The organism is Kitasatospora azatica KCTC 9699 (assembly GCF_000744785.1).
GTDB classification, from domain to species: domain Bacteria; phylum Actinomycetota; class Actinomycetes; order Streptomycetales; family Streptomycetaceae; genus Kitasatospora; species Kitasatospora azatica.
Map to the genome: position 1 here is coordinate 3433547 of NZ_JQMO01000003.1, position 19757 is coordinate 3453303.

Annotated in this window: 18 protein-coding genes; 16 read left to right on the forward strand and 2 right to left on the reverse strand. The window is 73.0% G+C overall.

Going from position 1 to position 19757, the window contains the following annotated elements; genetic code table 11:
- Positions 1–17 precede the first annotated feature (17 nt).
- Both BR98_RS25910 and BR98_RS25915 read left to right on the forward strand, forming a co-directional pair.
- Complete coding sequence (locus BR98_RS25910) at positions 18–986, forward strand: L,D-transpeptidase family protein (RefSeq protein WP_035848029.1); 969 nt, start codon at positions 18–20, stop codon at positions 984–986.
- A gap of 108 nt (positions 987–1094) precedes the next feature.
- Complete coding sequence (locus BR98_RS25915; RefSeq protein WP_035848031.1) at positions 1095–2039, forward strand: beta-ketoacyl-ACP synthase III; 945 nt, start codon at positions 1095–1097, stop codon at positions 2037–2039.
- A 205-nt stretch (positions 2040–2244) separates the two neighbouring features.
- Here BR98_RS25915 and BR98_RS25920 read toward each other — a convergent pair whose 3' ends face one another.
- Positions 2245–2892: a TetR family transcriptional regulator gene (locus tag BR98_RS25920; RefSeq protein WP_035848034.1), complete on the reverse strand. Its 648-nt coding sequence runs from the start codon at positions 2890–2892 to the stop codon at positions 2245–2247.
- 377 nt (positions 2893–3269) lie between these two features.
- Here BR98_RS25920 and BR98_RS25925 point away from each other — a divergent pair, with 377 nt between their 5' ends.
- Together BR98_RS25925 and BR98_RS25930 are read left to right on the forward strand one after the other, a co-directional pair.
- Positions 3270–5864 carry a serine/threonine-protein kinase gene (locus BR98_RS25925; protein ID WP_035848037.1) on the forward strand — a complete coding sequence of 865 codons (2595 nt, stop codon included), beginning with the start codon at positions 3270–3272 and terminating at the stop codon, positions 5862–5864.
- A gap of 186 nt (positions 5865–6050) precedes the next feature.
- A complete protein-coding gene (locus BR98_RS25930; protein WP_035853944.1) occupies positions 6051–7109 on the forward strand; it encodes a S1C family serine protease in 1059 nt (352 codons plus the stop codon).
- A 102-nt stretch (positions 7110–7211) separates the two neighbouring features.
- Here BR98_RS25930 and BR98_RS25935 read toward each other — a convergent pair whose 3' ends face one another.
- Positions 7212–8405, reverse strand: a complete 1194-nt coding sequence (locus BR98_RS25935) for a sensor histidine kinase (protein WP_051970222.1) — start codon at positions 8403–8405, stop codon at positions 7212–7214.
- Positions 8406–8752: 347 nt separating this feature from the next.
- On the opposite strand from BR98_RS25935, the gene BR98_RS25940 reads away from it, so the two are divergent.
- The 12 genes from BR98_RS25940 (at position 8753) to BR98_RS25995 (ending at position 19675) form a co-directional block, all read left to right on the forward strand.
- On the forward strand, positions 8753–9169 hold the full coding sequence (locus BR98_RS25940) for an NADH-quinone oxidoreductase subunit A (protein ID WP_035848039.1): 417 nt from the start codon (positions 8753–8755) through the stop codon (positions 9167–9169).
- Positions 9160–9786, forward strand: a complete 627-nt coding sequence (locus tag BR98_RS25945; RefSeq protein ID WP_035848041.1) for an NADH-quinone oxidoreductase subunit B — start codon at positions 9160–9162, stop codon at positions 9784–9786. The genes BR98_RS25940 and BR98_RS25945 overlap by 10 nt, the downstream gene beginning before the upstream one ends.
- Entirely contained in the window at positions 9783–10712 is a 930-nt protein-coding gene (locus tag BR98_RS25950; RefSeq protein ID WP_051970223.1) for an NADH-quinone oxidoreductase subunit C, read from the forward strand. The genes BR98_RS25945 and BR98_RS25950 overlap by 4 nt, the downstream gene beginning before the upstream one ends.
- A gap of 2 nt (positions 10713–10714) precedes the next feature.
- Positions 10715–11671 (forward strand): complex I subunit 1/NuoH family protein, encoded by a 957-nt coding sequence (locus BR98_RS25955; RefSeq protein ID WP_035853947.1) that lies wholly within the window; start codon positions 10715–10717, stop codon positions 11669–11671.
- A gap of 50 nt (positions 11672–11721) precedes the next feature.
- The gene (locus tag BR98_RS25960; protein WP_051971175.1) at positions 11722–12204 is read left to right on the forward strand and encodes a 4Fe-4S binding protein; all 483 of its coding nucleotides are present in this window, start codon (positions 11722–11724) and stop codon (positions 12202–12204) included.
- Entirely contained in the window at positions 12201–12827 is a 627-nt protein-coding gene (locus tag BR98_RS25965) for an NADH-quinone oxidoreductase subunit J family protein (RefSeq protein WP_051970224.1), read from the forward strand. The genes BR98_RS25960 and BR98_RS25965 overlap by 4 nt, the downstream gene beginning before the upstream one ends.
- A gap of 6 nt (positions 12828–12833) precedes the next feature.
- Entirely contained in the window at positions 12834–13205 is a 372-nt protein-coding gene (gene nuoK / locus BR98_RS25970; RefSeq protein WP_035848045.1) for an NADH-quinone oxidoreductase subunit NuoK, read from the forward strand.
- Positions 13202–15184: an NADH-quinone oxidoreductase subunit 5 family protein gene (locus BR98_RS25975; RefSeq protein ID WP_035848047.1), complete on the forward strand. Its 1983-nt coding sequence runs from the start codon at positions 13202–13204 to the stop codon at positions 15182–15184. Before nuoK ends, BR98_RS25975 begins: the two co-directional genes overlap by 4 nt.
- 88 nt (positions 15185–15272) lie before the next feature.
- Positions 15273–16832 (forward strand): complex I subunit 4 family protein, encoded by a 1560-nt coding sequence (locus BR98_RS25980; protein WP_035848050.1) that lies wholly within the window; start codon positions 15273–15275, stop codon positions 16830–16832.
- Between the two features lie 3 nt (positions 16833–16835).
- The gene (locus tag BR98_RS25985) at positions 16836–18374 is read left to right on the forward strand and encodes an NADH-quinone oxidoreductase subunit N (protein WP_083976987.1); all 1539 of its coding nucleotides are present in this window, start codon (positions 16836–16838) and stop codon (positions 18372–18374) included.
- A 127-nt stretch (positions 18375–18501) separates the two neighbouring features.
- Positions 18502–19362: a zinc metalloprotease HtpX gene (gene htpX / locus BR98_RS25990; protein WP_035848052.1), complete on the forward strand. Its 861-nt coding sequence runs from the start codon at positions 18502–18504 to the stop codon at positions 19360–19362.
- A gap of 22 nt (positions 19363–19384) precedes the next feature.
- A complete protein-coding gene (locus BR98_RS25995; RefSeq protein ID WP_035848054.1) occupies positions 19385–19675 on the forward strand; it encodes a YciI family protein in 291 nt (96 codons plus the stop codon).
- Positions 19676–19757 lie beyond the last annotated feature (82 nt).

Consider the following 19757-nt stretch of genomic DNA (forward strand, 5'->3'; position numbering starts at 1 on the left):
TTGGGAGGATCGATCGCATGTCCGGATCCCATCGTGCCTCCGACCACCGCCGCCGAAAGAGCGGGCCGCCCAGCGCGGACCTGCCCGGCGGCGGTGCCGTCCCCGGCCCGCGAGCCCAGGCGCGCGGGCGGCGGCGCAAGGCACGCAAGCGGCGCGGACGGGCCTCGGCGGGCACGGCGGTGATGCTGCTCGCCGCGGCGGCGGGCTGGTTCGGTTTCGGCCCGGGCGGGATGCTGGCCGCGCACGGCCGGGGCATCGCACTGCCGCGCAGCTCTCCCGACCTGCCGTCCGAGCAGCGGACGCCCGCCTCGGCCGACCAGGCGCCGGCGACCCCCGCCGTGGACCCGCACAGCGGCACCCCGGCCGCCGACCGCTCGGACCGCTCCGACGGCACGGTGGCCCAGCTCCCCGGCCTGAGCGCCGCCTTCCTGGCGAAGATCCCGGCCGAGTCCAACCAGGTGGTGCTGGCCACCGGCAGCGGCAAGGACGCCTCCGACACCACCGTGACCCTGTGGAGCCGCACCCCCGACGGCCGCTGGCGCCCGGGGGCCGCCTGGCCCGCGCACAACGGCTACGCCGGCTGGACCGAGGACCACAAGGTCGGCGACCTGCGCAGCCCGATCGGCGTCTTCAGCCTCAGCGACGCGGGCGGCCGCAAGGCCGACCCGGGCAGCAAACTGCCCTACCACCAGGACGAGGGCTTCGTGGCGGCCGGCACCGGCTTCTCCGGCGAGCCGCTGGCCGGCGCCTTCGACTACGTGGTCGCGATCGACTACAACCGGGTGACCGGCAGCTCCCCGCTGGACTCCCGCGAGCCGCAGGGCACCGCCAAGGGCGGCGGGATCTGGCTGCACGTCGACCACGGCGGTCCCACCCACGCCTGCATCTCGCTCGCCGAGGACCACATGGCCGAGCTGCTCAGGACCCTGGACCCGGCCGCCCACCCGGTGATCGTGATGGGCGACTCAGTCTCACTGGCCTCCTGAGGGGCGTTGCGGGACAAGGCCCGTTGTACGGCTCCTACAGCTTCCGGGGTCGGACCTTGTCACAGGCCGTGAGCAGTTGACGCACCGGTAACCGGGTTGAGTGGCAACATGACCGGTTCCCGCATCGTAGCGCTCGGCCACTACCAGCCGGCCAAGGTCCTCACCAACGAGGATCTGGCCACGCTGGTCGACACGGACGACGAGTGGATCCGCAGCCGGGTGGGCATCCGGCAGCGGCACATCGCCGAGGACGAGACGCTCGTCGACCTCGCCACCGAGGCCGCACAGAAGGCGCTCGCCGCGAGCGGGCACACCGCCGCCGAGATCGACCTGGTGGTGGTCGCCACCTGCACCGCCGTCGAGCGCAGCCCCAACACGGCCTGCGCCGTCGCAGCCCGGCTCGGCATCCCGGCGCCCGCCGCCTACGACATCAACACCGTCTGCTCCGGCTTCTCCTACGCGCTGGCCACCGCCGACCACGCGATCCGGGCCGGCGCGGCCCGCCGGGCGCTGGTGATCGGCGCCGAGCGGATGAGCGACACCATCGACTGGACCGACCGCTCCACCTGCGTGATCTTCGCCGACGGCGCGGGCGCGGCGGTGGTCGAGGCCCAGCCGGAGGGCGCCGAGCCCGGCATCGGACCGGTGGTCTGGGGCTCGGAGCCGGAGAAGAGCGAGGCGGTGACCATCACCGGCTGGAAGCCGGTGATCAGCCAGCAGGGCCAGTCGGTCTTCCGCTGGGCCACCACCCAGATCGCCCCGCTGGCCCGGCAGACCTGCGAGAAGGCCGGCATCGACCCGCGCGAGCTCAAGGGCTTCGTGGCGCACCAGGCCAACCTGCGGATCATCGACGCGATCGCCAACAAGCTCGGCGCGCCCGACGCGGTGATCGCCCGCGACGTGGTGGACTCCGGCAACACCTCGGCGGCCTCGATCCCGCTGGCGCTCAGCAAGCTGGTCGAGCGCGGCGAGCTGACCACCGGCGACCCGGTGCTGCTGTTCGGCTTCGGCGGCGGCCTGGCGTACGCCGGTCAGGTGATCCGCTGCCCGTGACGGCCCTGTCGGCCCCCGGACACGACGGTGGGGCGGGACCCTGGTGACCAGGGTCCCGCCCCACCGTCGTGCGGTTGTGCGGGCGCGCTGCGGTACGTCGGCGAACCTCCCCCGAGGACACGGCCGCCGCCCGACGTCCACCGGACAGGAGGCCGGGGCACGCGCGAGCACAGGTTGTACGGAGAACTACGGGTAGGTGGGGGGCTTACCTGGGCGGCTTCTTGCCGGTGACGCCCAGGTACACCATGGGGGCGAGGGTGGGCTTGAGGTCCTTGACCTTGACGCCCCAGGAGGTGAAGGCCTTCTGGTGCTCGGCGGCCGAGGCGAGCAGCGAGATCAGTGATCCCGCCACCGCCGCGGCGTCCTGCGCCTTGTCGGCCTGGCCCTTGGCCTGGAGGTCCTTGATGGCGTCCGCGAGCGGCTTGGCCACCGAGTTGAGGACGGTCATGCGGATCTTGAAGAACCGCTTGTCCCCTTCCGCGGCACCCAGGGTGACGACTCGCAGAATGGCATCGTTCTTGCGCCAGAAGGCAAGGAATCCGTCCACCAGTTCTTCCGAGGTGGTGGCGCCGGACTTTCCTGCCCAGGACTTTCCGTCGATCAGCTCTTTGAGCTCGACGCTGTCCTTGGCCATTTCCTCTGCGATGTCGAGGACTGCGCCCTCGACATCCGGGAAGTACTGGTAGAAGGTCGCGGGGGAGGTACCCGCCATACGGGCGACGTCGATGACCTTGACGTCCCGGTACGGCGACGTGCTGAGCATCTCGCGGAGGCAGTCGAGCAGCTTCTGCCGCGTCTCCTGTCCGCGTCGCCCGGCGACGCGACCGTCGACGGTGCGAACTTGTCCTGTCATGCCGTCAGCTTACCGCGCACCGATCATGGCGCGATTCGGTGATGCGACTATTAGTCCGCTCGGGGGTGGTAATCATGGCGGGGATAGCGATATTCGAAGCCCCCCCGTGTGCTGATGGCGGCACAGAGTGACGGCTAGTGGGCTGAAGGGCCCTCGGGTCGCTCTGCGTAGCCTGGCGCATGAATGCGGTGACATCCGAAGGAACGTCAGAACGCGGCGCCACGCGTACAGCTGACGAGGTGGCCGGAACGCGTCGTCCGCCCGCGACACGGCCGAGGTCCGCGGACGGGGGGAGATTGGCTCAGACGCCGAGGGCATTGGAGAATCAGCTCCGGCCCCCGATCGGGTGGCCTGCGGGACGGGGAGGTGGCAGCCGAGTGGACCAGCTGACGGCGCAGGATCCGAGACGGATCGGGCCCTTCGAGGTGCTCGGGCGCCTCGGCGCCGGTGGGATGGGGCTGGTGTACCTGGCGCGGTCCGCCTCGGGTCGCCGGGTGGCGATCAAGACGGTGCGCGGCGAACTCGCCGAGGACGAGCTGTTCCGGGTCCGGTTCGCCCGGGAGATCGCGGCGGCCAAGACGGTCGGCGGCTTCTACACGGCCGCCGTGGTGGACGCCGACGCGGACGCCCGGGTGCCCTGGCTGGCCACCGCCTACGTGCCGGCGCCCTCGCTGGAGGACCTGGTCGGCGAGTGCGGGCCGCTGCCGGTGGACGCCGTGCGCTGGCTGATCGCCGGGATCGCCGAGGCCCTGCAGTCCATCCACGCCGCCGGCCTGGTGCACCGTGACCTCAAGCCGTCCAACGTGCTGGTGGTGGAGGACGGCCCCCGGGTGATCGACTTCGGGATCGCCGCCGGGGTCTCGCACACCCGGCTGACCATGACCAACGTCGCGGTCGGCACACCCGCCTACATGTCGCCGGAGCAGGCCAAGGACAGCCGCAGCGTCACCGGCGCCAGCGACGTCTTCTCGCTCGGCTCGCTGCTGGTCTTCTGCGCCACCGGGCACGCGCCCTACCGGGGCGGCAACCCGGTCGAGACGGTCTTCAAGCTGCTGCGCGAGCAGCCGGACCTGTCCGGGCTGCCGGTCGAGCTGGTGGACCTGGTGCGGGCCTGCATGCGCCCGGCGCCGGAGCACCGGCCGACTCCGGAGCAGATCCAGACCGAGCTGGCACCGCACCTCTTCTCCCGGGACGACGCGGGGGAGTCGGAGGGGGACTGGTTGCCGCCCTCCGCGCTGGAACTGATCGAGCGCAGGCGGGGACGGCGGGTGCCGGGAGCCCGGGCGGCGGCCGCCGCACCGGTTGCCGCGCCCGCCGCCGCTCCGGTGGTGCCCCCGGTGCCGTCGGCGCCGCCGGTGGTGCCCGCGCCCTACCTGTCACCGGCACCGGCGGCTGCGGCCGCTCCGGCGACAGGACCGGTCGGCGGTGCGCACGCCGGTCCGGCCGCGCCCGAGGGGCACTGGGGGCCGGCCCGGCCGCCGGCGCAGCCGGAGCCGGTGGATCCGCGCACCGGGGCGCTCGCGGCCCAGGGAACGCCTGCCCAGGGCGCGTCGGCTGTTCCGGGCGGGTCGGCTGTTCCGGCCTCGGCGGCCCAGGTCTCGGCAGCCGGGACCGCAGTGGCGGGGGGCGAGGTGGCCACCGCCAAGCTCGGCGCGGCCCGTCGGCACCGGCGCGATCCCGCGCAGGAGGTGCAGCTCTCCGGGGCTTCGGTCCGGATAGGGCCGGGACCGCAGGCCCACGGGGTGGAACCGGCCAAGGCCACCGGGCCGACGCCGGCCGAGACGGACTGGGTCCGGCGGGCCGGTGCGCTCTCGGCCGCCGCACCGGCTCCCGTCCCGCCGGCCCCGCCGGTGGAGCAGCCCGGGCAGCCGCGCTGGCGGCCCTGGCGGTTCCGGATGTCCAACGACGTCTGGGGCACCCCGCTGGTCGCCGACGGCACCCTGTTCATCTCCAGCTTCGAGGTGCACGCCCTGGACATCGCCTCAGGGCGGCGCCGCTACAAGACCCGTGACGTGGCCTGGGCGGTCGCGGTGGACGCCGGCCGGCTGCACGCCGCCGACGGCCCGCACCTCTACACGGTGGACGTGGCCGACGGCACCGAGCGCTGGCGCACCTCGCTGGACGGCTGGGTCTACTCGCTGGACGCCGCCGACGGGGTGCTCTGCTGCGGCCTGCGTGGCGGCGGCGTGCAGGTGCGCTCCACCGCCAACGGCGCCGAGCTGTGGCGCGCCGAGGACGCCCAGCAGGACTACGAGAACCCCCAGTCGGGGCCGGCCCTGATGGGCGGTTCGGTCTTCTACTACGGGGGCGGCCGGCTGCGCTGCGTGGACGCCCGGGGCGGGCTGCCGCGCTGGACCTTCCCGGTCGGCGAGGACGTGCCGTCGCGCCCGGTGCTGCGCGGCTCGCTGGTGTACGTCACGGCGGGCACCCGGGTGTACGCGCTGGACGCGGCCACCGGTGCGCAGCGCTGGCGGTTCGACGCGCCGGTGGTGCTCTTCACCCCGCCGAGCTTGGACGACTCGGCCACCCCGGCCGTCTACGTGGCCGACTACCTGGGCACCCTCTACGCCCTGGACGGTGCCTCGGGGCAGGTGCGTTGGCAGGCCCGCACGGCCAGCCGGCAGGGGGCCGAGCCGGTGGTGCTGGCCGGTCGGACCGCGCTGATCGCCAGCGGGGACACGCTCTACGCCTTCGACACCGCCGACGGCGTGGAGCGGTGGCGCTACGCGGCCCGCGGCGAGATCGTCGGTGCCCCGGCGGCCGCCGCCGGCCTGGTGCACCTGGGCAGCCGGGACCACTCGCTGCACACCGTGGACCTGGCCACCGGCCGGCTGCGCTGGGAGCTGGGCACCAAGGGCGAGCTGACGGGCTCTCCGGTCACCGTCGGCGGCCGGGTCTTCGTGAGCAGCAAGGACCGCTGCGTCTACGCCCTCGACGCGGCCTACGGGACGGCGGTCCCCGACTCGCGGTAGGGCTGCGGCGGCGCGCCGCTGGGCTGAATTCGGACATAAAGGTGAAATGCTGACAAAGCCTGGCCTGGGTCGGGTGGCATTCCCGCATGGACGAAACCGGAGGCAGCTCAGGTGCACCCCACGAAGGATCACACTCGCCCGCTCCCGGCCGGTCCCCGTCCAACCGGGCCCAAGGCCTTCGGTGGGCTGCTGCTGCCCGGCACGGCGCTGCTCGCGGCCGCGCTCACGGTGAGCGGCTGCACCAGCGGCAGCAGGTCCTCGTCCTCCTCGTCCACCACCGCCGGCGCCGCGGTCGCCACCGCCTCGCCCAGTGTCAGCAACTCGCTGCAGGACGACTACCAGCGGGTGATCGCCAATGTGCTGCCCTCGGTGGTGCAGATCACCACCGCCTCGGGGCTCGGCTCGGGGATCATCTACGACGGCAAGGGCGACATCATCACCAACGCCCACGTGGTCGGCACGGCCAGCACCTTCCAGGTCAGCCTGGCCAACAGCACCACGCTGCTGGACGCCACCCTGGTCGGCAGCTACCCCGACTCGGACCTCGCGGTGATCAAGCTGTCCAGCCCGCCCGGCGGCCTCAAGCCGGCCGCCTTCGGGGACAGCGGCAAGGTCGAGGTCGGTCAGATCACCCTGGCCATGGGCAGCCCGCTGGGCCTGTCCAGCAGCGTCACCCAGGGCATCGTCTCGGCCACCGGGCGGACCGTCACCGAGCCGAAGAGCACCGACTCGCCCGGCGCCACCATCGGCAACATGGTGCAGACCTCGGCCGCGATCAACCCCGGCAACAGCGGCGGCGCCCTGGTCAACCTGTCCAGCCAGGTGATCGGCATCAACACGCTGGCCGCGGTCGACCAGGAGACCAACGGCAGCGCCGCCCCGGGGATCGGCTTCGCGATCCCGAGCGCCACCATCACCAGCATCGCCGACCAGCTGATCAAGGACGGCAAGGTCACCAACTCGGGCCGAGCCGCCCTGGGCATCAGCGCCCGGACCTTCTACGGCAGCGACTACAAGCCGGCCGGTGTGCTGATCGTCGGCACCACCCCGAACGGCCCGGCCGCCTCGGCCGGACTGCAGGCCGGGGACGTGATCACCAAGGTGGGCGACACCCCGGTCACCTCGCTCAGCTCGCTGACCACCGCGCTCGCCTCGCTCTCGCCGGGCAGCAAGACCACAGTCACCTATGACCGCGGCGGCCAGACCAAGACCGCCGACGTGACCCTGGGGACGCTCGGCCCCTGACCCCGCGTCGGGGAGCCGACCAGAGCAGGTCCGGTGGCGGCGCACCGCGCAAGGGTCTGCCGCCACCGGACCGTCGTACCGGGCGCGCCGTGATGGCGCCGGCTAGCCGGTGACGGCCCGGGCGGTGCGGGTGCGCCAGGGCAGTTCGACGGTCACCGTGGTGGGCCCGCCCTCGGGGCTCTCCACCAGGAAGACCCCGTCCACCGCCCGCACCCGCTCGGCCAGACCGGCCAGCCCGCCGCCCGGGCGGAACCCGCCGCCGGGCGCGGTGGCCCCGCCCCGTCCGTCGTCCGCGATCTGCAGCATCAGACGGTCGGCGGAGCGCCAGGCGTCCACCGTGGCGGAGCGGGCGCCGGCGTGCTTGGAGGTGTTGGTGAGCAGCTCGCTGACGGTGAAGTAGGCGATCCCCTCGACCGCGGAGTCCGGCCGCTCGGTGCTGCCGTCGGGGCCGGAGAGGTCCACCCGGACGGTGACCCCGCCGGGCACGGTGCAGCGGGCGGCCACCGCGGAGAGCGCGGCGTCCAGCCCGCGGTCGGTCAGCACCGCCGGGTGGATGCCCCGAGCCAGGTCGCGCAGCTCCTGCAGGGCCAGCTTCACCTCGCCGTGCGCGGCGTCCACCATCTTGGCGGCCGAGGCCTGCTCCGCGGTCAGCTCGGTGTCCAGCAGCTTCTCCTTGGCCAGGCCGAGGTCCATGGCCAGCGCCACCAGCCGGGCCTGGGCGCCGTCGTGCAGGTCGCGCTCGATCCGGCGCAGGTCGGCGGCGGCGGTGTCGACCACCGCGCCGCGGTCGTCCTCCAGCTCGCGCACCCGGACCGAGAGCGCGTTGGGGCAGAGCAGCAGCTCCACCAGCAGCCGGTGGGCCACCGCCAGGTACCGGACCACGAACGGCAGCAGCGGCCAGCCGATGATCAGGAAGACCAGGGTGACGGTGAAGGTGATCACGCCCCAGGGGAGTATCAGCACGCAGTACAGCGCGGAGCGCCAGCTGAGCCCGTCGGCCAGGGTGGCGAGCACCATGGCGGTGGTGCCGGGCCGAGCCGGTGCCAACGGCTCGGGCTCCTCGACCTGGGCCGCCAGGCTGGCCCGGGCCCGGCGCCGGGACAGCGCGCCCAGCCGGCGGGACCCGCGCAGCCCGAGGGCGAGCAGCGGCAGCCCGACCACGGTGACGCTCAGCGCCGCGCCGACCGAGAGCGTGACCACGGTGAAGACGAAGGTGGCGATGCCGAAGGGCAGTCCGACCAGGTGGTGACGGACCTCGCGCCACATCTGAGCGCCGTAGAGCGGCCGGGCTTTCATCGGGTGCGGTCCCCTAACAATCGGCGGGCAGTCGGTCGGCAGGCGGTGGGCGGTCGGTCGGCAGGCGGTGGGCAGGCGGTCGGCAGGCGGTGGGCGGTCGGTCGGCAGGCGGTGGGCGGTCGGTCGGCAGGCGGTGGCTCGGGAGGCTGGCGATACCAAGCTTGGCGGGTGCCGATCGCCCTGTGCACTGGGGGTGGGCCCACTCTTCTGCGGGGGTTAACCCCACCCCCCTAGGTGTCCACCAGGTGTCTTGCGGGTCGGGCAGGGGTGCCGGGTGGGACAGCGGTGGTCTTAGACTCACGCCATAACGAGGTTATGGATGTGTAAAACCTGCTGGAGGCGAACGCATGGAGGGGCCCTGGGCCGCAACCCTCGCGGCCGACCCCGCGCTGGGCAGTGGCTACTTCAACGCCTACGCCGCGGTGGGTCTGCTCGCAGTGGTCGGCGTGCTCTTCGTCGCGGTGTCGTTCACCGCCAACCGGCTGTTGCGCCCGGCGATCTACTCGCCGGAGAAGCTGCTCACCTACGAGTGCGGGGTGGACCCGGTCGGTGAGGGCTGGGCGCACACCCAGGTCCGCTACTACATCTACGCCTTCCTCTATGTGATCTTCGCGGTCGACGCGATCTACCTCTTCCCGTGGGCGACCGTGTTCGCCGCCGCGGGGTACGGCATGGCCACGCTGGTGGAGATGTTCATCTTCCTCGGCTTCCTCGCGGTCGGGCTGCTCTACGCCTGGAAGAAGGGCGTTCTGGAATGGACGTGACCCACTCGCACGGTGCCGGCGGACCCGTCCAGCTCGGCCTGCCGGACCCGGGCAACCCCGGCCCCGGCGCGCTGGAGCAGCGTCGGCTCGGCCCGCTGGCCCGGCTCGCCCCGGACCCGGTCAAGGTGGTGCTCAACTGGGGGCGCCGCTACAGCCTCTGGTGCTTCAACTTCGGCCTGGCCTGCTGCGCGATCGAGTTCATCGCGGCCTCGATGGCCAAGCACGACTTCATCCGGATGGGCGTGATCCCGTTCGCGCCCGGCCCTCGGCAGGCCGACCTGATGATCGTCTCGGGCACCGTGACGGACAAGATGGCCCCGGCCGTCAAGCGGCTCTACGAGCAGATGCCGGAGCCGAAGTACGTGATCTCCTTCGGCGCCTGCTCCAACTCGGGCGGCCCGTACTGGGACTCCTACTCGGTCACCAAGGGCGTGGACCAGATCATCCCGGTCGACGTCTACGTGCCCGGCTGCCCGCCGCGGCCCGAGGCGCTGCTGCAGGGCATCCTCAAGCTGCAGGAGAAGATCGCCGCCGAGTCGCTGCCCGAGCGCTACACCGGTCCGTCGACCGGTGCGCTGCGCCGCCCGCTGCTGCCCGGCCCCGGGGGTGCACAGTGACCGCACCGCTGACCGCCGAGCAGACCGCCGCCGCGATCGGCCCCTGGGCGAGCGCCGCCGAGGCCTACGAGCTGCTGACCGTCGACGTGCCCGCCGAGCACTGGATCGAGGCGCTGACGGCCGCTCGCGACGGCCTCGGGCTGGGCTTCTTCGACTGGCTGAGCGCGGTGGACGAGCTCGCCGAGGGCTTCTCGGTCTGCGTCCACCTGGCGGACGTCGGCGGGCCCGGCGCGGTGCGCCGGGTGCTGCTGCGCACCCGGGTGCCGCGCGCGGGGGCCGCGCTGCCGACCGCCGCCGGCGTGTACGCCGGAGCCGGCTGGCACGAGCGCGAGACGCACGAGATGTTCGGGATCGACTTCACCGGCCACCCGCACCTCGCGCCGCTGCTGCTGCCCGAAGGCTTCGAGGGGTACCCGCTGCGCAAGGAGTTCGTACTCGCCGCGCGGGTGGCCAAGGCCTGGCCCGGCGCCAAGGAGCCGGGCGAGAGCGACCACGGGGACGGGCCGGCCCGGCGCAAGATGCAGCCGGCCGGGGTGCCCGACCCGAACGAGTGGGGGCCGTTGAAGGGCACCCTGCCGCCGGTGGCCGAGCGGCCTGCCCGCGGCGCCGCGCGCGGGGCCCGGGCTGCGGCTGCGGGTGCTGGTGCTGCCGGCGCGGAGGGCGCGCCGCCGGTGCGGGCCGACCGGCCGCGGCGCACCCGGAGCATCACCGAGGGCTCGACCAGCCAGACCGCGCCCACGCCGGCGCCGGCTGCAGAGCCGCCCACCGTGGCCCGGACCCAGAGCTCGGACGCCCCGTGGCACTCACCGGTGCCGGCCCACGAGACACCTGCCGAGCCTTCCGAGCCCCGGAAGCCGGCCGGTCCGACGCCCGAAGCGCCCGACACCGACACCCCATCAGCCCCCCAGGACGGAGACAGCGCGTGAACCTGCTCGACACGCTGCTGCGCTGCGTCGGCGCGCTGGTGGTCTTCCTGACCTTCCCGCTGATCATCGGCCAGACCGAGCACAAGGTGATGGCCCACATGCAGGGCCGGCTCGGCCCGATGTACGCGGGCGGCTTCCACGGCTGGGCCCAGCTGGTGGCCGACGGCGTCAAGTTCGCGCAGAAGGAGGACATCGTCCCGGCCGGCGCCGACCGACGCGTCTTCCAGCTCGCGCCGGCCGTCTCGCTGCTGCCGTACCTCTTCGTGCTGCTCGCCGTCCCGGTCGGGCCGAACGGTTTCGTCGGCCAGGCGATCGACGCCGGTCTGTTCTTCGTGCTCGCCGTGATGGGCGTCGGAGTGATCGGCAAGCTGATGGCCGGCTGGGCCTCGGCGAACAAGTTCTCGCTGCTCGGCGGCCTGCGCACGGCGGCCCAGCTGATGTCCTACGAGCTGCCGATGGTGCTCGCCGCCGCCTCCGTGGCGATGGCGGCCGGCACCCTGTCGCTGACCGGGATCGTGCACGCCTTCCACTGGTGGTGGATCCCGTGGCAGGCGATCGGCGCCTTCGTCTTCTTCACGGCCGGCCTGGCCGAGCTGCAGCGGCCGCCGTTCGACATGCCGGTGGCCGACTCCGAGATCATCTTCGGCGCCTACACCGAGTACACCGGCCTGCGCTTCGCGTTCTTCCTGCTCTCCGAGTTCGCGGGCATCCTGGTCATCTGCGCGCTGACCACGGTGCTCTTCCTCGGCGGCTGGCACGGCCCGATGCCGGACAGCCTCGGCTGGCTCTGGACGCTGCTGAAGACCTTCGCGCTGGCCTTCGTGGTGATCTGGGCCCGGGTCACCTTCCCGCGGTTGCGCGAGGACCAGCTGATGCGCTTCGCCTGGACCGGCCTGGTCCCGCTCGCGCTCGTCCAGCTCGCCCTCACCGGCATCATCAAGGTGGCGATCTCCCAGTGAACCTCCCCGGCTCCGGCCTGGCCAAGGGCCTCGCCGTCACCCTGCGGACGATGACGAAGAAGACCGTCACCGCGCAGTACCCCGAGGTGCAGCCGCAGCTGCCGCCGCGCAGCCGCGGCGTGATCGGGCTGCTCGAGGAGAACTGCACGGTCTGCATGCTCTGCGCCCGCGAGTGCCCGGACTGGTGCATCTACATCGACTCGCACAAGGAGACGCTGCCGGCGGTCGACCCGAATGCCCGGGCGCGGACCCGCAATGTGCTGGACCGCTTCGCAATCGACTTCTCGCTCTGCATGTACTGCGGGATCTGCATCGAGGTCTGCCCGTTCGACGCGCTCTTCTGGTCGCCGGAGTTCGAGTACGCCGAGACCGACATCCTGGAGCTGACCCACGAGCGGGACAAGCTGCGCGAGTGGATGTGGACGGTGCCGGCCCCGCCGGCCCTGGACCCGGCCGCCGAGGAGCCCAAGGAGATCGCCGCCGCCCGCAAGGCCGCCGAGAAGCTCGCCGCCGCGGCGGGTGAGGCCTCGTGAGTCCGCTGTTGCTCGCCGCCACCGGGCCGCTCGCGCCCGCCACCCGTGGCTTCCTCTCGCCGACCGGCGTGGAGATCGTCTTCGTCCTGGTCGGCCTCGCCGTGCTGGGCGCCGCCGTGGTCTCGGTGACCACCAAGCAGCTGGTGCACGCCGCACTCTGGCTGGTGGTCGCGCTCGGCGGCCTGGCCGTCGAGTTCCTGCTGCTCACCGCCGAGTTCGTGGCTTGGGTGCAGGTACTGATCTACCTCGGCTCGGTGGTCGTCCTGGTGCTCTTCGGTCTGATGCTCACCAAGGCGCCGATCGGCCGCTCGCCGGACGCCGACTCCAAGAACCGCTGGGTCGCCCTGGGGGTCGCGCTGGCCGCCGCCGGCACCCTGGTGACCCTGGTGGTGGACGCCTTCCGGACCTCCTGGATCGACCTCGGGGCCGGCGGCGGCAGCACCGCAGCGGTCGGCGAAAGCCTGTTCCGGTACTGGGTGCTGCCCTTCGAGGCGCTCTCGGTGCTGCTGCTCGCCGCGCTGGTCGGGGCGATCGTGCTCTCCCGGACCGGGAAGAGCACGGCCAGGCCGCGCGCGGGCAAGCCGCGCAGCACCACAGCCTCGACGACGCGGCAGGAGCGCTGACCACCGATGCACCTCGCCTACCCGGCCGTCCTCGCCGCGCTGCTCTTCAGCATCGGCGTGTACGGCTTGCTCGCCCGGCGCAACACCGTCCTCGTCCTGATGTCGGTCGAGCTGATGCTCAACGCCGTCAACCTCAACCTCGTCGCCTTCGACGCCTGGCTGCGCGACGCGCTGCACGCCGGGCAGGCGCTCACCCTCTTCACCATCACCGTCGCCGCCGCCGAGATCGGTCTGGGCCTGGCCATCGTCCTGCTGGTCTTCCGGACCAAGGGCAGCGCCGACATCGACCGGCTCACCGACCTGGGCGACCGCGCCGCCGAGGTCCCGGCCCAGCCGGGAGCAGCTGACGAAGCGTCGAAGGGCCAGGCCGTCTCGTGAACATCGCCCTCCCCGCGCTGGTCCCGGCGCTGCCCGCGCTCGGTGCTGCCGCCGTCTTCGCCACCGGCCGCCGCGCGCCCGGCTGGACCCGTCCGCTGGCGATCCTGCCGGTGCTGGCCGCCGCCGTGCTGGCCCTGGTCACCGCGCTGCAGCTGGGCACCGGCCGGACCCTGGACGCCGCCACCAGGCTCACCCCCACCGGTGGCCCGGACATCTCGCTGGCGATCCACCTGGACGGCTACACCTCGCTGATCACCGTCCTGGTCGGCCTGGTCGCGAGCTGCGTGCAGATCTACTCCACCGCCTACCTCAAGGCCGACCCGCGCTACCCGTCGTACGCCGCGCTGGTCTCGCTCTTCACCGCCGCGATGTTCCTGGTGGTCTACTCGGGCGACCTGATCGTGCTGCTGGTCGGCTGGGAGGTGATGGGCATCTGCTCGTACTTCCTGATCGGCCACCACTGGGAGACCGCGGACGCCCGGGGCGCCTCGCTCAAGGCCTTCCTGGTCACCAAGCTCGGCGACGTGCCGTTCCTGTTCGGCATCTTCGTGCTGGCCGCGGACGCCCACACCTTCCGGATCTCCGGGGTGCTGGAGACGGCCGCGCACGGCGGACTGCACCACCCGACGCTGATCGCCCTGCTGCTGCTCGCCGGCGTGGCCGGCAAGAGCGCGCAGTTCCCGCTGCACACCTGGCTCCCCGACGCGATGGCCGGCCCGACCCCGGTCTCCGCGCTGATCCACGCCGCCACCATGGTCGCGGCCGGCATCTACCTGGTGGCCCGGCTGCTGCCGGTCTTCCTGCTCTCCGGCGCCGCGCTGGTGGTGCTGTCGGTGATGGCCGCCGTGACGATGATCGGCTCGGCCCTGTGCGCGCTGGCCCAGGACGACATCAAGCGGGTGCTCGCCTACTCCACCGTCGGCCAGCTCGGCTACATGGCCGGCGCGCTGGCCAGCGGCGACCGCGAGGCGGCCGTCTTCCACCTGGTCAGCCACGGCGCGTTCAAGGCGCTGCTGTTCCTGGCCGCCGGCGTGCTGATCCACGCCGCGCACACCAACTCGCTCTCCGCGATGGCCAAGCTGCCCGGACTGCGCGACCGGGTGCCGGACGCCCGCTGGACGCTCGGCATCGGCCTGGTCGCGCTGGTCGGCCTGCCGCCGTTCGCCGGCTTCTTCAGCAAGGAGGCGGTGTTCACCGCCGCCGAGAAGGCCGCCAACGGCGAGGCGCTGACCAACGGCGTCGGCCCGGCGGACGCGGTGCCGCAGGCGGCCGGCTGGATCGTGCTGGTCGCCGCCGCGCTGACCGCGGTGCTCACCGCCGCCTACGCGACCCGGCTGTGGCTGCTCGCCTTCCCGAGTCGGGCGGCCGCGACCGCCGCCGCGACGCCGACCCCCGAACCGGGCGCGCCCTACTCGCCCGAGCTGGACGAGGCCGACCCCGCCCACGCCGAGCCCGCCGCGATGCGCTGGCCGCTCTGGGTGCTGGCGATCCCGGCGATGGGCTTCGGTGTCGCGAGCCTGCGCACCGACTGGCTGCCCAAGCTGCTGGACGGCGGCTCACTGCGCCCCTCGCCGGCCACCGCGGTGATCGGCACCGGCCTGGCCGTGGCCGGCGTGCTGATCTGCTGGGCCACCTGGCGGACTGTCACCGCCCGGGCCGCCAGTGCCGCCCCTGCCCGGGTGGTGGAGGCCGACCCCGGCCGCACCCTGCTCGGCCCGCTCTACGGCCCGGCCCAGCACGGCTTCCGGCTCGACCGGCTGTACAGCCTGCTCTTCGTCCGCCCGACGGTGGCCGCCGCCGAGCTGGTCAAGTTCCTCGACCGCGAGGTGATCGAGGGCTACGTCCAGGGCTCCGGCGGCGCGGCTCGGCTGCTCGGCTGGGTGGTGCGGCGCGCCCAGACCGGCAACGCCCAGACCTACCTGAGCGCACTGCTGGCCGGCGTGGTGCTGATCGCGGTCTTCGTGGCGGTGGGCGCATGATCCTCCGCCAGCCCGTGCTCCTCTGCCAGCCCGTGCCCCTCCGTCAGCCCGTGCCCCTCCGTCAGCCTCTGAAGGCCGGGAGCCCCCGATGAACGCACTCCTCATCGCGCTGCTGCTGCTCCCGCTGCTCGGCGCGGCCGCCACGCTGGCCCCGGCCGGCCTCTTCGGCCCCGACCCCGAGGTCCAGGACCGCCGCGCGCTGCGCTTCAACGCGGTGGTCACCGCACTGGTGCTGGCGCTGGCCGTCGCGCTGGCCGCCGGCTTCGACCACGCCCACCCCAGCCGGATGCAGGGCGTCACCGACGTCCGCTGGATCCCGGCCCTGAACATCCGCTTCCACCTGGGCGTGGACGGCGTCTCGCTGCCGCTGGTGGTGCTCACCGCGCTGCTCACCTTCCTGTGCGCGCTCTACTCCACCAAGCGGCTGCCGAACGGTGCGGGAACCCCGTCGGCGCGGTCCTTCACCGGGCTCTTCCTGCTGCTCGAAGTCGGCATGCTGGCGACGTTCCTGGTGCTGGACCTGATCCTCTTCTTCCTGGCCTTCGAGATCGTGCTGATCCCGATGTACTTCCTGATCGCACGGTGGGGCAGCGGCGCCCGGACGGCCTCGGCCTACCGGTTCATCCTCTACACGCTGCTCGGCTCGGCGGTGATGCTGCTCGGCTTCCTGCTGGTCGGGCTGAACGCGGGCACCTTCGACATGACGGCGCTGGCCGCCGCCCACGGCCAGGGCCTGACGCACAGCACCCAGGTGCTGGCGGCGCTGGCGATCGGCCTCGGACTCGCCGTCAAGGCACCGGCCTGGCCGCTGCACAGCTGGCTGCCCGACGCCCACACCTCGGCGCCGACCGTCGGCTCGGTGCTGCTGGCCGGTGTGCTGCTGAAGATGGGCACCTACGGCCTGGTCCGGGTGCTGCTGCCGATCGTGCCGGACGGCACCGCCACCTTCGCCCCGTACCTGGGCGCGCTGGCCGCCGTCGGCATCGTCTACGGCTCGCTCGCCTGCCTCGCGCTGGCCCGACCCGGGCGCAAGGGCGACCTCAAGCGCCTGATCGCCTACTCCTCGGTCGGCCACATGGGCTTCGTCCTGCTGGGCATCGCCTCGCTGACCCCGGTGGGCCTGAACGGCGCGCTCTTCGCCAACATCGCCCACGGCCTGATCACCGGCCTGCTCTTCTTCATCGTCGGCTCGCTGAAGGACCGTTACGGGACCGCCGACCTCGACACCCTGTCGGGCGAGACCGGCGCGGCGCTGTACGGCCGGGCGCCCAGGCTCGGCGCGCTGCTCGCCTTCGCCGCCGTGGCCAGCCTCGGCCTGCCCGGGCTGGCCGGCTTCTGGGGCGAGCTGCTGGCGATGTTCGGCTCCTTCCACCCCGCCGCGGGCCTGTCCCGCCCGGCCTTCCTCACGTACCTGGTGCTGGCCGGTCTCGGCACCCTGCTGACCGCCGCCTACCTGCTGATCGTGGTTCGCCGGGTCTGCATGGGCGACCCGGCCCAGCGTGCCGCCGCCGAGCCGGCCGAGCTGCGCCCGTACGAGGCGGTCAGCTGGACCCCGCTGGCCGCGCTCACCCTGGTGGCCGGGCTCTGGCCGGCGCTGCTGCTGAGCCTGTCCGACCCGGTCGTCAAGCATCTGCTGGATGTGGGCTGACCGATGACCCTCGCCACTCACCTCCTGGGGCAGCCCACCGTGAACCTCGCCGTGTCGCACCCGGGCGCGCTCATCCAGTCCGTCGACTGGGTGGCGATCGCCCCGCCGCTGATCGCCGGCCTGGCCGCGCTGGCGGTGCTGCTCGCCGACCTGCTGCTGCCGGAGAGCCGCAAGCGGCTGCTCGGTCCGCTGACCGCCGTCGGCCTGCTGCTGGCACTGGCCGCGCTGCTGCCGCTGACCGGCGGCCGACCGCGCAGCACCTTCTGCACCGACTCGGGTTGCTCCTACGTCGCCGATCACTTCGCGCTGGCCTTCCAACTGCTCGCGCTCGGCGGTGCGCTGATCGCCGCGCTGCTCTCGCTGGCCACCGTGGACGAGCAGCGGCTGCCGGCCGGCGAGTACTGGTTCCTGCTGCTCAGCAGCGCCGCCGGGGCCGCCCTGCTGCCCGCCGCCCGCGACCTGGCCACCCTGGTGATCGCGCTGGAGGTGGTCTCGCTGCCCTCCTTCGCGCTGGTCGCGCTCAAGCGGGACGCCAAGGGCGGCGAGGCCGCGCTGAAGTTCTTCCTCTCCTCGGTCACCTCGACGGCGGTGATGCTGCTCGGCGTCGGCTTCGTCTACGCGGCCACCGGCAGCCTGCAGCTGACCGCGATCGCGGACGGCCTGCAGCACCTGCCCGGTCAGCTGAAGCCGCTGGCCGAGGCGGGCGCCATGCTGACCCTGGTCGGCTTCGCCTTCAAGGTGGCCGCCGTCCCGTTCCACTTCTGGGTGCCCGACACCTACGCCGGTGCCCCGCTGCCGGTCGCCGGCTACCTCTCGGTGGTCGGCAAGGCCGCCGGGTTCGCCGGTCTGGCGCTGGTGACCAGCATCGGCCTGCGCCCGTACGGCCACATCTGGGGCCTGCTGCTCGCCGTGCTGGCGGCCGTCACCATGACGGCGGGCAATGTGGCGGCGCTGCGCCAGCGGTCCGACTCGGCGCAGGGCGCGGTGCGGCTGCTCGCCTGGTCCTCGGTGGCCCAGGCCGGCTACCTGCTGGTCCCGCTGGCCGCCGCCGGCTACGCGGGCAGTGCCCACCCGCTGGGCGCCACCCTGGCGTACGCGCTGATCTACGGCCTGGTCAACCTGGGCGCCTTCGGGGTTGCCGCCCTGGTGGCCCGGACCAGCCCGGCCAACCGGCTGGACGACTACCAGGGCCTGTTCAGCCGCGACCGCTGGGCGGCGCTGGCGCTCGCCTTCTTCCTGCTCTGCCTGGCCGGGCTGCCGCCGGGCGTGGTCGGTCTCTTCGGCAAGGTGGTGGTCTTCCGGGCGGCCATCGACGCCGGGCTCGGCTGGCTCGCGGTGGTCATGGCGGCCAATGTGGTGATCGCTCTGTACTACTACCTGGCGTGGACCGCGAAGCTCTTCGCGCCGGCCCCGGTGCAGCTGGCTCCGGTCCGCACGCCGGCCCCGCTGGCCACCACGCTCGGCCTGACCGCGGCCGGCGCCGTGGTCCTCTCGGTGGCGCCGCAGCTGGTGCTCCAGGTGGTCTCCGGCTCGCTCTTCTAGGACCGACCGGGCTGCGGCACCCGTGCTCACGTGGGAGGAAGGGAACCCGGGCCCCGACCTCCTCCGTTGACCATGCACGAGGGATGTGAACAGAGGGCTTCCCACCGCACCACTTGGAGGGGCCGCCGTGCACCGCCAGCACAACGGACTGAGAACAGCCGTCCTACTCGGCGGACTGTCGGCACTGATCCTGGTGATCGGCAGCTTCTTCGGGCGGACCGGACTGATCATCGGCCTGCTGATTGCTGTGGCCACCAACGGCTACGCCTACTGGAACAGCGACAAGCTGGCCCTGCGCGCGATGCGGGCCCGCCCGGTCAGCGAGATCGAGGCGCCCGGCCTGTACCGGATCGTCCGCGAACTCTCCACCTCCGCGCGGCAGCCGATGCCCCGCCTCTACATCTCCCCGACCGAGGCACCGAACGCCTTCGCCACCGGCCGCAACCCGCGCAACGCCGCCGTCTGCTGCACCGACGGCATCCTGCGGCTGCTGGACGAGCGCGAGCTGCGCGGTGTGATCGGCCATGAACTCAGCCACGTCTACAACCGCGACATCCTGATCTCGTCGGTGGCCGGAGCGCTGGCCTCGGTGATCATGTTCCTGGTGCAATTCGCCTGGCTGATCCCGTCCGGCCGCGACGAGGACGACGACGGACCCGGGCTCTTCGGCATGCTCGCCATCATGATCCTGGGCCCGCTCGCCGCTTCGCTGATCCAACTGGCCGTCAGCCGCTCCCGCGAGTACCAGGCCGACGCCGACGGCGCCCGGATCACCGGTGATCCGCTGGCCCTGGCCAGTGCGCTGCGCAAGCTGGAAGCCGGCACCCAGCGGCTGCCGCTGCCGGCCGAGCCGCAGATCCAGACGGCCAGTCACATGATGATCGCCAGCCCGTTCGGCGCAGGCCAGGCGGGCACCCGACTGTTCTCCACCCACCCGCCGATGGGCGAGCGGATCGCCCGCCTGGAACGCATGGCCGGCCGCCGCTGACCCCGAGCTCTCGGAGATCTCCTTGTTCGCCGTCACCCTCACCTACACCGCACCGCTGGACCGCATCGACGCGCTGCTGCCGGAGCACGTCGCCTGGCTGGACCGGCACTACGCCACCGGCGCGCTGCTCGCCTCCGGCCGCCAGGTGCCCCGCACCGGGGGCGTGATCCTGGCCCGCGCCGTCAACCGCCAGGCGTTGGACGCCATCCTCGCCGAGGACCCGTTCGGCCGCGCCGGGGTGGCCGAGTACCAGGTGGTCGAGTTCACCCCGACCAAGGCGGCACCGGGGCTCGGGGCGCTGCTCGAGGGGTGAGCCCCGATGCTGGAGGGGCTCGGCGGCTCGGACTTGGGCCAACGCTCACCCGCCGGTCGGGCCTCGGCCGCCTGACCCATCC